At 72.2% G+C, this 12,455-nt stretch carries 13 protein-coding genes; 8 read left to right on the forward strand and 5 right to left on the reverse strand.

Translation table 11 applies throughout. The features are described from left to right. The first annotated feature begins 22 nt into the window (after positions 1-22). Both OG866_RS05955 and OG866_RS05960 read left to right on the forward strand, forming a co-directional pair. Positions 23-1,201 (forward strand): MFS transporter, encoded by a 1,179-nt coding sequence (locus OG866_RS05955; protein WP_329332372.1) that lies wholly within the window; start codon positions 23-25, stop codon positions 1,199-1,201. A gap of 145 nt (positions 1,202-1,346) precedes the next feature. Then, positions 1,347-2,825, forward strand: a complete 1,479-nt coding sequence (locus OG866_RS05960; RefSeq protein ID WP_329332373.1) for an MFS transporter — start codon at positions 1,347-1,349, stop codon at positions 2,823-2,825. Between the two features lie 72 nt (positions 2,826-2,897). Here the strand turns inward: OG866_RS05960 and OG866_RS05965 are convergent, their stop codons facing one another. The 3 genes from OG866_RS05965 to OG866_RS05975 form a co-directional block, all read right to left on the reverse strand. Then, entirely contained in the window at positions 2,898-3,947 is a 1,050-nt protein-coding gene (locus tag OG866_RS05965) for a maleylacetate reductase (RefSeq protein ID WP_329343941.1), read from the reverse strand. Between the two features lie 35 nt (positions 3,948-3,982). Next, complete coding sequence (locus OG866_RS05970) at positions 3,983-4,834, reverse strand: intradiol ring-cleavage dioxygenase (RefSeq protein ID WP_329332374.1); 852 nt, start codon at positions 4,832-4,834, stop codon at positions 3,983-3,985. Between the two features lie 65 nt (positions 4,835-4,899). Further along, positions 4,900-5,427 carry a hypothetical protein gene (locus OG866_RS05975; protein ID WP_329332375.1) on the reverse strand — a complete coding sequence of 176 codons (528 nt, stop codon included), beginning with the start codon at positions 5,425-5,427 and terminating at the stop codon, positions 4,900-4,902. A gap of 122 nt (positions 5,428-5,549) precedes the next feature. Between OG866_RS05975 and OG866_RS05980 the strand changes: the two genes are divergently transcribed. Further along, positions 5,550-5,936: a cupin domain-containing protein gene (locus OG866_RS05980; RefSeq protein WP_329332376.1), complete on the forward strand. Its 387-nt coding sequence runs from the start codon at positions 5,550-5,552 to the stop codon at positions 5,934-5,936. Between the two features lie 28 nt (positions 5,937-5,964). Here OG866_RS05980 and OG866_RS05985 read toward each other — a convergent pair whose 3' ends face one another. Next, on the reverse strand, positions 5,965-6,984 hold the full coding sequence (locus OG866_RS05985) for a LacI family DNA-binding transcriptional regulator (protein WP_329332377.1): 1,020 nt from the start codon (positions 6,982-6,984) through the stop codon (positions 5,965-5,967). 129 nt (positions 6,985-7,113) lie between these two features. Here OG866_RS05985 and OG866_RS05990 point away from each other — a divergent pair, with 129 nt between their 5' ends. The 5 genes from OG866_RS05990 to OG866_RS06010 are packed head-to-tail and all read left to right on the forward strand — an operon-like array spanning position 7,114 to position 11,642. Further along, positions 7,114-8,280 (forward strand): phytanoyl-CoA dioxygenase family protein, encoded by a 1,167-nt coding sequence (locus OG866_RS05990; RefSeq protein WP_329332378.1) that lies wholly within the window; start codon positions 7,114-7,116, stop codon positions 8,278-8,280. A gap of 15 nt (positions 8,281-8,295) precedes the next feature. Beyond that, positions 8,296-9,090, forward strand: a complete 795-nt coding sequence (locus tag OG866_RS05995) for an SDR family oxidoreductase (protein WP_329332379.1) — start codon at positions 8,296-8,298, stop codon at positions 9,088-9,090. Positions 9,091-9,136: 46 nt separating this feature from the next. After that, on the forward strand, positions 9,137-10,141 hold the full coding sequence (locus OG866_RS06000) for a Gfo/Idh/MocA family protein (protein WP_329332380.1): 1,005 nt from the start codon (positions 9,137-9,139) through the stop codon (positions 10,139-10,141). After that, positions 10,138-11,160 carry a Gfo/Idh/MocA family protein gene (locus OG866_RS06005; protein WP_329332381.1) on the forward strand — a complete coding sequence of 341 codons (1,023 nt, stop codon included), beginning with the start codon at positions 10,138-10,140 and terminating at the stop codon, positions 11,158-11,160. The genes OG866_RS06000 and OG866_RS06005 overlap by 4 nt, the downstream gene beginning before the upstream one ends. 29 nt (positions 11,161-11,189) lie before the next feature. Next, positions 11,190-11,642: a GNAT family N-acetyltransferase gene (locus tag OG866_RS06010; protein WP_329332382.1), complete on the forward strand. Its 453-nt coding sequence runs from the start codon at positions 11,190-11,192 to the stop codon at positions 11,640-11,642. On the opposite strand, the gene OG866_RS06015 is transcribed toward OG866_RS06010, so the two are convergent. Then, positions 11,614-12,438: a PhzF family phenazine biosynthesis protein gene (locus OG866_RS06015; protein WP_329343943.1), complete on the reverse strand. Its 825-nt coding sequence runs from the start codon at positions 12,436-12,438 to the stop codon at positions 11,614-11,616. The genes OG866_RS06010 and OG866_RS06015 overlap by 29 nt on opposite strands. Between the last annotated feature and the right edge of the window lie 17 nt (positions 12,439-12,455).

The following is a 12,455-nucleotide window of genomic DNA, read 5'->3' on the forward strand; positions in this document are numbered from 1 at the left end:
CAAACCCCGTCAGCACACCGCCGTGCCCGACACCCGCACCGACCTCGCCCGTCTCCGCGTCGCCCTCACCGTCTTCTTCGCCCTCGACGGCTTCCTCTTCGCCGGCTGGGTCGTCCGGATTCCCGCGATCAAGGAACAGACGAACGCCTCCGCCACCACCCTCGGCCTCGCCCTCCTCGGCGTCTCCGCCGGCGCCGTCGTCACGATGACGCTCACCGGCCGCCTCTGCCGCCGCTACGGCAACCACCAGGTCACCGTCGCCTGCGCCGTCCTGCTCTGCCTCAGCGTCACGCTCCCCCCGCTCACCCACTCCGCGCTCACCCTGGGCGCCGTCCTGCTGATCTTCGGCAGCGCGTACGGCGGCATCAACGTCGCCTTCAACAGCGCCGCCGTCGATCTGGTGCGCACCCTGCGACGCCCGATCATGCCCAGCTTCCACGCCGCCTTCAGCCTCGGCGGCATGACCGGTGCCGGCCTCGGCGCGCTGCTGGCCGGTGCGCTGTCCGCCACGCAACACCTGGCCGGTCTCGCCCTGTTCGGACTGCTCGTCACCCTGCCGACCGGCCGCGCCCTCCTGCGCATCCCACCGCCGATCCCGCCGACCCCGCCGAACACCGCGGCACGGACGACGGCCCGACCCGGTCGGCCGAGGGCCCGCACCCGCGCTCTCGTCATCACCTTCGGCCTGATCGCCCTGTGCACCGCCTACGGCGAGGGCGCACTGGCCGACTGGAGCGCACTGCACCTCGAACAGGACCTGCACACCACGCCAGGCGTGGCCGCCGCCGGATACTCCTGCTTCGCGCTCGCCATGACGATCGGCCGTCTGACCGGCACGCGTCTGCTCGAACGGCTCGGCCAGACCCGCACCCTGGTGGCCGGCGGGACGACCGCCGCCCTCGGCATGCTCCTCGGCGCCCTCGCCCCGGCCCTGTGGGTCGCCCTGCTCGGCTTCGTGATCACCGGACTCGGGCTCGCCAACCTCTTCCCCGTCGCCATCGAACGCGCCGGCACCCTCGCCGGACCCGACGGTGTCGCCATCGCCTCCACTCTCGGTTACGGCGGCATGCTCCTCGGCCCGCCCGCGATCGGGTTCATGGCCGACTGGTTCTCCCTGCCCGCCGCCCTCACCAGCGTGGCCGCACTGGCCGCGACGGCGGCCGCCATCGTGCTCGTCACGCGAGGCGCGGCAGAGCGCTGACCTCGCCCTCCCGACCAGGGCCCGACCAGGGCCCGACCGCAGACCCGCCCACAGGCCCGCGACGATCCGCATCCGCTTGCTTAAGTCAAGCAATGCAATTATGGTTGAGTAACTCAAGCAATACCGCTCTTCGTGGAGGCCTGCCATGTCCGACGCCCTTGCCCCTCCCGCCTCGGCGGGGACGTCCTCCCCGCCCAGGTCGAGTGCTGTGGTGGCGGTACTGGCCATGGCCGGAATCGTCGTCTCACTCATGCAGACGCTGATCATCCCGATCGTGCCCGAGCTGCCGACGTTCCTGGACGCCCCCGCGTCCGACGCCGCCTGGGCCGTCACCGCGACCCTCCTGGCCGCGGCCGTCGCCACCCCCACGGTCGGCAAGCTCGGCGACATGTTCGGCAAGCGGCGGATGCTGCTGGCCAGCATCGGACTGCTGATCGCCGGTTCCCTGGTCTGCGCCCTCTCCGACTCCCTCGTACCGATGATCATCGGCCGGGTGCTCCAGGGCCTGTCCGCCGCGGTGGTGCCGCTCGGCATCAGCATCCTGCGGGACACGGTGCCCGCCGAGAAGCTCGCCGGTTCCACGGCCGTGATGAGCGCCTCGCTCGGTGTCGGCGGCGCGATCGGGCTGCCGGCCGCCGCGTTCATCGCCGACAACTGGGACTGGCACGTCCTGTTCTGGATCGCCGCCGGCCTCGGCGTCGCCTCCCTGCTCCTCGTCCTGTTCTTCGTCCCGGAGGCCGGCGACCGCGCCGGCGGGCGCTTCGACCTGGTCGGCTCGCTCGGCCTGTCGGCCGGTCTGGTCACCCTGCTCCTCGCCGTGTCCAAGGGCGGTGACTGGGGCTGGACCTCCGCGACGACCCTGGGTCTGGCCGCCGCCTCCGTGATCGTCCTGCTGAGCTGGGGCTGGTGGGAGCTGAGGTCCAAGGAGCCGCTGGTCGACCTGCGCACCACGGCCAAGGCCCAGGTCCTGTTCACCAACCTCGCCTCGATCGCCCTCGGCTTCTCGATGTTCGCCACGTCCCTGGTCCTGCCGCAGCTGATGCAGCTGCCGAAGGAGACCGGCTACGGACTCGGCGAGTCCATGCTCACCGTGGGCCTGGTGCTGGCCCCGCAGGGCTTCGTGATGATGATCATGTCCGCCCTGTCCGCCAAGCTCACCGCGGCCAAGGGCCCGAAGATCACGCTGATGGTCGGCACGCTGATCGTCGCCTCCGGCTACGGCCTGAACATCCTGTTCATGAGCGAGCTCTGGCACATGGTCCTGGTGTCCTGTGTCATCGGCGCCGGCATCGGCTTCACCTACGGCGCCCTGCCCGCCCTGATCATGGGTGCCGTCGCCCCCTCCCAGAGCGGTGCGGCCAACAGCCTCAACACGCTGATGCGGTCGCTCGGCACATCCTTCGCCAGCGCCCTCACCGGTGTGCTCCTCGCCCAGCTGACCACCGACTTCGGCGGCCACGCCCTCCCGTCGGAGAGCGGCTTCAAGGTCGTCATGGCCATCGGCGCCGGAGCGGCGGTCCTCGCCTTCTTCCTCGCCTCCTTCATCCCGAGGAAGCGGCCCGCGGCGACCGTGGGTGCCGACAGCCCGGCCCAGACCGCGGAGGTCGCCGGCGCGAAGGCCTGACACAACCGCCGACCCGGCCGACCGAGCCCTCGGAGCCCTCCGCTCCGGGGGCTCGGTCGTGCCCTACGACGCCTACGACCGACTCGGCGGCCCGCCCTCGTACGCCGCCCGCAGCAGCACCAGCACCCCGTCCTCCGTGACGTCCCTGGGGTTGGGATACGCCCGCCCGGCCGCCTGCCCCGCCGCCTGAGCGGCCGCGACCGCCAAGTCGGGCTCCTTCAGGCCGAGTTCGGCGAGGGAACGGGGTGCGCTCAGGTCCCCGGCCAGCCGCCACAGGGCGGTCGGGGCCTCGGTCGCGTCCAGGGCACGGGCGACGGCGGACGCCGCCTCGGGGGCCGCGGGGGCGTTGTACGCGAGGACGTACGGCAGGACCACGGTGTGGGTCTCGGCGTGGGGCAGACCGAAGGTGCCGCCGAGGACATGGCACAGCTTGTGGTGCAGGCCCATCGTGGTGGCGCCCAGGCAGGAGCCGCAGAGCCAGGCGCCGCGGAGGGCACGGCCGCGGGCGTCCAGGTCCCGGGGGTCCGCGGCCAGCCGGGGCAGCGCGCCCGCCATGGCCCGTACGCCCTCCTCCGCGGTCAGCGCGATCAGGGGCGAGGTGTCGGGGGCGTACAGGGCCTCGACGGCGTGGGCGATCGCGTTGACGCCGCTGGTGACGGAGAGCGGGACGGGGAGGGAGAGGGTCAGCTCGGGGTCGTAGACGATGCTGCGGGGCAGGACGGAGGGGTCGCGGCCGGTGCGTTTGGCGCCGTGTTCGGTCAGGCCCCACACCGGGGTCGCCTCGGAGCCGGAGTAGGTGGTGGGCACCGCGATCAGCGGCAGTCCGGTGCGCAGCGCGACCGCCTTGCCGAGTCCGATCGCCGATCCGCCGCCGACCGCCACACAGCCGTCCGCGCCCGCCGCCCGGGCCACCTCCACGGCCCGGTCGGCGACTTCGACGGGGACATGCATCCTGGCCCCGGTGTGCAGGCCCGCGCAGGCTGGGCCGAGGGAGTCGGCGACCGTCTGCGCTACATCGGCGCCGTGGGTGCCGGAGACCACCAACAGCCGCCGCAGGCCGAGCCGTTGAGCCTCCTCCGCGGTCGCCGTCGTCGCGGCGCCGGGACGGAAGACGACCCGCATGGGCGGCGTCTGGTGGGTGAAGGACGCCAAGTGGTTCACGCGCGCTCCAGTACGAGGTCGATCCGCGCGTGCCGGAAGGGGTTCGGCAGGCCCGACTCCCGGGCCAGGGCCGGGTCGTCGGTCGGGGTGAAGTCGCGCACGAGGCTCTGCTTGACGGCGAACACCGCGTCCGAGTCCAGGTACGGGTCGCCCGCGACGAAGATGTGCGTGGTGACCGGGGTGTGGTCCGGGGCGGAGGCGATGAAGTGGATGTGTGCGGGGCGGTAGGGGTGCCTGCCGGTGGCCCGCAGGAGGTCGCCCACCGGGCCGTCCGTGGGGATCGGGTACGAGCTCGGCACACAGGTGCGGAACCGGAAGCGGCCCTCGGTGTCCGTGGTGAACAGGCCGCGGCCGTTGCCCGCCGGCTGGACGTCCGGTTGCTGGACGTCGTAGTAGCCGTTGCCGTCGGCCTGCCAGACGTCCAGGGTCGCGCCGGGCAGCGGGGTGCCGTCCGCGGACAGGACGCGACCGCTGACCAGGCAGGGCTCGCCCGCCCCGACGAGGTCGATGGTCGCGCCGAGCGGGCGGGCCGGGGACTCGGTCATGTGGAAGGGGCCGAGGACGGTCGACTCGGTGGCGTCGGGGCCGTGTCCGCCGTTCAGTGTCTCCAGCAGCATCGACAGGCCGAGCACGTCCGACAGGAGGATGAACTCCTGCCGGGTGTCCGTGCAGGTCTGTCCCGTCGCGGTGAGGAAGCGGATCGCCGCCTCCCACTCCTGCTGCGTCAGTCGGGTCTCGCGGGCGAAGTCGTGCAGGTGCCGGACGAGGGCGGTGAGCAGGTCGCGCAGACGGGGGTCGGCGGTGGCGTGCAGGCTCTGGATCGCCTCGTCGGTGACGTCGGTGGTCATGTGGACTCCCTTCCCCGGCCGGCCCCGACCCTACGCTGCGTCACTTCCGGTTCCCTGCCTCGCGGTCACTTGATGACGGCGTTGGCCACCACCACACCCACGCCCAGCAGCGCGTCCACCGCGCCGGTCAGCAGGGCGGTGGCCCACGATCGGTGCGCCCAGCGCGCGGTCACCAGCCCGAGGCCGAACAGCAGCGTGATGTTCAGGGCGAACGCCGGGTACTCCACCCCCTTCGCCGGCCACCAGCCCCACCCCGCGCCCGCCAGCACCGCGACGGTGGGCAGGACGGCCGCGATCAGGGGCCACTCGTTGACCAGCGTGCGCAGGGCGTCGCCGCGGCGGTGCGGGGTGCGTTCGGCGATGTAGTGGGCGTAGCCGTGGGCGAGGGCCGAGGCAAGGGCCGTGACCACGAGCCACAGGGCGTCGTAGCGGCGGCTGTCCTGGGAGGTGTGGCCGTACTGGGTGAGCGCGGCGACCATTGAGCAGGCCAGGACGGCGCCGTAGACGCCGCCGAACAGGACGGCCTCGCGTGTGTCGTGCGGGTGCGGTTCCCCGGCGGTCCGTGCCGGGGCCGGTGCCATGTCCTCCGCCATGCCCTCCACGATCACGCGCATCGGGCCGGGCCGCCAGTCGCGACGAAGTGTCCTCCCACCTGGGGCGATACCGCACACCCTGTCCACGGCCGAGGGGCGCGCGGGGTGACTAGGGTCGTTCCATGAGTTCCATGAGTCCCCTGAGCCACAGTTCCAGCCACAGTTTCGTGGTCCACATCCCCGACGCCGAGCTCGAACCCGAGCCGCTCGACCCGGCGCAGATCGTGTCCGGGACGCCCGAGGTGACCGGGAAGGTGGTCTGGGAGTCGGCGGACGGCAGGCAGCTCCGCGGCATCTGGCAGATCACGCCGGGCGTCGTCACCGACACCGAGGCGGACGAGCTGTTCGTGGTGATCAGCGGCTCGGCCACCGTCGAGGTGGCGGGCGGGCCGACGCTGAGGGTCGGGCCCGGCGACATGGCGGTGCTGCGCGAGGGCGACCGTACGACGTGGACGGTGCACGAGACGCTGCGCAAGGCGTACGCCATCAATCTCGGCCAGGCCACCTGAACCGACGGCAGGAACGGTCGAGCCGGCCTCAGCCGGGCATGTTGTACGGGGTCACGACCTGGATCGCGGACGGCAGCGTGGGTCCCGCCGGGGGCAGCGCGCCGTGCGCCCGCATGACGAGGTGGCAGGCCTCCCGCAGGTCCTGACGCAGATCGTGGTGGAGGACCGCGGAGAGGCGGTGCTCGCTCAGCAGCCGGGTGTTGTCGTGATCGAGGTCATGGGCGACGAAGACCGCGCAGGCGCGGCTCAGGTCCTCGAAGGCGCGCAGGGTCGCGATGTTGCCGCCGCCGATGGAGTAGACGGCGCGGATGTCCGGGTCCCGGGTGAGGGCGGCGCGGACGAGGTCGTACTGGGTGGCGTCCAGGCCCTGGCCCTCGGCGATCTCGACCAGGGTGCGATCCGGGTGGTGGGCCCGCATGGCGCTGCGGAAGCCCATCTCGCGCTCCTCCTCGTTGCGGAAGAACCCGCTGCTGAGGCTGGTGAGGACATTGCCGGGCCGGTCGCCCAGCCACTGGCCCATCAGGTACGCCGCCGTCGCCCCGGCCGCCCGGTTGTCGATGCCGACGTAGCCGAGGCGGGCGCTGGTGGGCAGGTCGGTGACCAGGGTGACGACCGGGATGCCGGCGGCGACCAGGCGTCCGACGGCCGCGGTGACCTCGGGGACGTCCGGCGCCTTGAGGATCACGCCCTGGGAGCCACGCCGGGCTATCCGGTCAAGGGTGCGGACCTGCTCCTCGACCGGGCCGGTCTCCCGGAAGTGGAAGCGGGAGCGTACGACCGCCGGATGCAGGGCGGGCAGTTCCGCCTCCAGCGCGGCACGGACGGCGGTGCTGAACCGCTCGGGCGTCTGCATCACTATGTCGATCATGAACGTACGGCCGACGAGCCGGACCTGGGTGCGCTGCCGGTCCAGGTCCGCGATGGCCTGCCGGACCTCACGCGCGGTGCTCTCCCGGACGCCGCCCCTGCCGTTCAGCACCCGGTCCACGGTGGCCTCGCTGAGCCCTGCCTGACGTGCGATTTCCCGGATGGGGAAGGGGTGACCCATGCGCGGGCTCCTTGAGGGGTTTTTGATGGCTCCGTGCCGGTTGTTCGACGGGTTTGTACTGACAAGAATGACAGCGCTGCGTCGCCCCTGTCACCGAAGCGCTGTCGCCCTGCCACCGAGAGGACGTCGATGTCCTTCACCGCCGTACACCGCCGTGCCTGGCTCTCCGAGCAGGACTGTGACCTCGCCGCCCTGCGCCCGCTCGTCGAGCGGACCACCGACCCCGCCGACTACCCGTACGCCACGTCCGTGGAGCGGAACGTCCTGCTCTACGACAGTGCGGGCATCCATGCCGCCGAGAACCGCCGGGACGTCCAGGAGGAGCTCGTGCGGGCCCTCACCGACGGGCCCGGAGTCGTGGTCTTCCGCGGCGCGTTCCCCGATGCGGCGGTCGTCGACCGGGCGAGCGCGGTCTTCGAGGCGCTGATCCGCGAGCAGGACGCGGCGGGCGCCACCGCCGGCGACCACTTCGCGACGCCCGGAACCAACGAACGGGTGTGGAACGCGCTGGAGAAGGCCGCCCTGTACGACCCGACGGCGTTCGCCGACTACTACGCCAACCCCGTCCTCGCCCTGGTCGCCAAGGCCTGGCTCGGCCCCGGCTATCAGGTCACCTCCCAGGTCAACGTGGTCAACCCCGGCGGCCTGGCCCAGACCGCGCACCGCGACTACCACCTCGGCTTCCTCTCCGACGAGGTGGCCGCCGCCTACCCGTCGCATGTGCACCGCCTCTCCCCCGTGCTCACGCTCCAGGGCGCCGTCGCGCACTGCGACATGCCGGTGGAGTCCGGGCCGACGCTGTACCTGCCGTACTCCCAGACCTTCGAGCCGGGTTATCTGGCCTGGCGGCGGCCGGAGTTCCAGGCGTACTTCAAGGAACACCACGTCCAGCTGCCGCTGGCCAAGGGCGACGCCGTCTTCTTCAACCCGGCGCTGTTCCACGCGGCCGGCACCAACCGCACCACGGATGTGCGGCGGGTCGCCAATCTGCTCCAGGTGTCCTCGGCGTTCGGGCGGGCCATGGAGACCGTGGACCGGGAGACGATGGCGAACGCCGTCTACCCCGTGCTGCTGCGCCGCGCCACGGAGGGCGCGAGCCAGGAGTGGCTGGCGAACGTCATCGCCGCCAGCGCCGAGGGCTACCCCTTCCCCACCAACCTCGACAGCGATCCCCCGCTGGACGGTCTGGCTCCGCCCTCGCAGGCGGATCTGGTCCGGCGTGCGCTCAGTGAGCGGTGGACGCCGCGGACACTGCGGGACGAGCTGCGGGCGCGCGCCGAGCGGCGCGAGAGCTGAAAGGAACACATCCCCATGGGACTTCAAGGACCGCGAGGACTCCTCGCGGACAAGGTCGTCCTCGTCAACGGCGGCAGCCAGGGCGTGGGTGCCGCGATCGCCCTGGCCGCCGTCCGCGAGGGCGCGACCGTGGCCGTGTCCGGGCGCCGCCCGGAACCGGGCGAGGCGCTGGTGGCCGAGCTGACGGCCGCGGGCGGCAAGGCGATGTTCGTGCGCGCCGACCTCGCGGACGCCGAGCAGGCGAAGCGGTCGGTGGCCGAGGTCGTCGCCGCGTACGGCCGGATCGACTGCCTGGTGAACTCGGCGGGTTTGACCTCCCGGGGCACGCTGCTCGACACCACGCCCGAGCTGTTCGACCAGCACATCGCGATCAACCTCAAGGCGCCGTTCTTCGCGATGCAGGCCGCGGTCGCCGACATGGTGGGCCGGGGCGCGCCCGGCACGGTCGTCAACATCATCACGTCGTCCGCGCACGGCGGACAGCCGTTCCTCGCGCCCTACGTCGCCGCGAAGGCCGGGCTGATCGGCCTCACCCGCAACGCGGCACACGCGCACCGCTGGGACCGGGTGCGGATCAACGGCCTGAACATCGGCTGGACGGCGACCGAGGGCGAGGACGCCACCCAGAAGACCTTCCACGGCGCCGCGGACGACTGGCGTGAGCAGGCCGCCGCGAAGCTGCCGATGGGCAAGCTCGGCCAGCCGGACGAGATCGCCGACTTCGTGGTCCTGCTGCTGTCCGACCGGTCCGGCGTGGTCACCGGATCGGTGATCGACTGGGACCAGAACGTGCTCGGCGGACTCGACTAGCACCACCGTTGTGTCGTAAGAAACCCCTCAAGGAGCTGCAACCCCCATGCGCATCGGAATCCTCGGCCTCGGCCGTATCGGCGCCTTCCACGCCGAGACCCTCTCCGGACTCGACGCGGTCGAGTCGCTCGTGCTCACCGACCCGTTCGCGGACGCCGCCAAGGCCGCCGCGGAGAAGTTCGGCGGCGAGGTCGTGGACTCGCCCGAGGCCCTGCTGGCCGCCGGCGTGGACGGCATCGTCGTGGCCGCCGCGACGGACGCCCACCCGGCGCTGATCCTGGCCGGTGTCGAGGCCGGCATCCCGGTCTTCTGCGAGAAGCCCGTCGCCAAGCACATGAGCGAGGGCGTCGAGGTCCTCAAGGCGATCCAGGGCACGGACGTGCCGATCCAGATCGGCTACAACCGGCGCTTCGACACCGGATTCGTGGCGGCCCGCGCCGCGGTGCAGAGCGGTGAGCTCGGCAAGCTGCACACCGTGCGCTCGACGACCCTGGACCCGGCGCCGCCGCCCGCCTCGTACGTCGCCGCCTCCGGGGGCATCTTCCGTGACTGCTCGGTGCACGACTTCGACATCATCCGCTGGGTGACCGGCCGCGAGGTCGTCGAGGTGTACGCCGTCGGCGGCAACCGGGGCGCCGACTACATCAAGGCGGCGGGCGACGCCGACACCACCGGCGCGATCCTCACGCTCGACGACGGCACGATCGCGGTGATCTCCAACTCCCGCCACAACAAGCGGGGTTACGACGTCCGTATGGAGCTGCACGGCTTCGAGGACTCCATCGCGGTCGGCCTGGAGGACAAGCTGCCGCTGCGCTCGGTCGAGCCCGGGGTGACCTTCCCGGCCGGGACCCCGCACGACTTCTTCATGGACCGCTTCACCGCGGCCTACCGTGCCGAACTCACCGCGTTCACCGAGGTCGTGGCGGGCAAGCGGCCCTCCCCGTGCACGGTGGAGGACGCCCTGGAGGCGGGCTGGATCGCCGAGGCGTGCACACTGTCCCTGCACGAGCACCGCCCCGTGACCATCGAGGAGGTACGGCAGGCATGAGCGAGCCGGGCCGGGAACCACTGCGTATCGGAGTACTGGGAGCCGCACGGATCACCACCAACTCCCTGATCGGACCGGCCCGTTCGACCGGCCACCGCGTCGTCGCGGTGGCCGCCCGCGACCGCTTGCGCGCCGAGGAGTTCGCGCGCGAACACGGCGTGGAACGGGTCGTGGACTCCTACGCCGACCTGATCGCGGACCCCGAGGTCGAGGTCGTCTACAACCCCCTCGCGAACGGTCTGCACGGGCCGTGGAACCTGGCCGCCCTCGCGGCCGGCAAGCACGTGCTCTCCGAGAAGCCGTCGGCGAGCAACGCCGAGGAGGCCGCCGAGGTGCGGGAGGCGGCGGCGAAGTCCGGGACCGTCTTCATGGAGGCCTTCCACTACCTCTTCCACCCGGTCACCCGGCGTCTGCACGAGCTGCTGGAGAGCGGTGAACTCGGTGAGCTCCGGCGGGTGGAGACGATGGTCGCGATCGCCGCGCCACCGGACACCGACCCGCGCTGGTCGCTGCCGCTGGCCGGCGGTGCCGTGATGGACCTGGGCTGCTACAGCGTGCACGCCGTGCGCATGCTGGCCCCGTTCGGCGGCGGCGCGCCACGGCTCGTCTCCGCGCGCGGCGGCGAGCGGGCGGGGGCGCCGGGCGTGGACGAATGGCTGGACGCGGAGCTGGAGTTCCCGAGCGGGGCCACCGCTTCGGCGCGCTGTCACATGGCGTACGACGGTCTGGACATGAGCTGCCGGATCGTCGGCAGCCGGGGTGAGGCGACGGCGACGAACTTCGTGCTGCCGCACCTCGACGACCGGGTCGTGGTGCGCACGGCGGACGGCGAGCGCACGGAACGCCTCGGCACCAGGTCGTCGTACACCTACCAGCTGGACGCGTTCGCGGCCCGGGTCCGCGAGGGTACGCCGCTGCCGCTCGACGCGGACGACGCGGTGGCGACGATGGAACTGATCGACGCGAGCTACCGCGCGGCGGGCTTCGAGCCACGGCCTCGGTCGGTCGTCGGCCGCTAGGGGCCTGCTGCCGCTGGCATGATCGAGGCATGACCGCGCACATCGTCCCCGCTCACGTCACCGACATCCAGCAGGTTCTCGCGGACCACGCCCGCTACTGGGGGGACCGGGACCTCCGGTCCCTCCATCTCCTGGCCCTGGTACAGGAGTTCGGGTCGACGTGCCTGGTCGCACGCGCCGACAACGAGATCCACGGCTATCTGATCGGGTTCGTCACGCCCGACGGCACCGGGTACGTCCATCTGGTCGCCACCCGCGACGACACCCGCGGCACCGGCCTCGGACGGCGGCTGTACGGCGCCTTCACCGAGGCGGCCCGGAAGCAGGGCGCGGTCCGCCTCAAGGCCATCACCTCCGTGACCAACACGGGATCGGTAGCCTTCCATCGCGGCCTGGGCTTCGACGCCCGTGTTGAGGAGGACTACAACGGGCCGGGCCAGGCGATGGTGGTCTTCACACGAGCGCTCCCTGAAGCACGGTGACGGCGTCCCCGGTGAGGTGGACACGGTCACCGTGCACGGCCGTGCGGACGATCCCGGTGCGCTCGGACACCTGAAGGCCGACCAGCCGCTCCCGGCCCAGGCGTCCGGCCCAGTAGGGCGCGAGGGCGGTGTGGGCGCTGCCGGTGACCGGGTCCTCGGGGAGACCGCGGGCGGGCGCGAAGAAGCGCGAGACGAAGTCGTACGACGCCCCCGCACCGTCCGCCGCCGCCGTGACGATGACGCCGCGCAGTCCCTCGCGGTCCGTCAGCGCGGCCAGCGCGGTGAGGTCCGGGGTCAGGGTCCGCACGGTGGCTTCGTCGGGCAGGACGGTCAGGAGGTCCCCGAGCCCTTGGGTGCGGTAGGTCGCGCGGGGTGCCACGGTCAGGGCGTCGGCCAGCCCGGCCGGGACCGGGACCTCGGTGCCGGGTGCGGCGGGGAAGTCCAGGGTGATGCCGGCCGTGTCGTCGAGGTGCGCGACGAGGGTGCCGTACAGGCGACTGCGGAAGCGGACGCTGCCCTTGAGGCCGTGTTCGGTGCGCAGGACGTGGGCGGCGGCCAGGGTGGCGTGGCCGCACAGCTTGGACTCGACCTTGGGCGTGAACCAGCGGATCGCCCAGTCCGCCTCGGCGTCATCGGGCAGCGGCAGGGCGAACGCCGTTTCGGAGTGCCGGAGTTCGGCCGCGAGCTGTTGCATCCAGCGCTCGTCCGGCCAGTCCCCGGCGGGCAGGAGGCACACGGCCGCCGGGTTGCCGGCGAAGCGGCGGTCGGTGAAGGCGTCGACGAGGTGAATACGCAGCATGGGCCGACCGTAGT

This window comes from Streptomyces sp. NBC_00663 (genome assembly GCF_036226885.1).
Classification (GTDB): Bacteria; Actinomycetota; Actinomycetes; order Streptomycetales; family Streptomycetaceae; genus Streptomyces.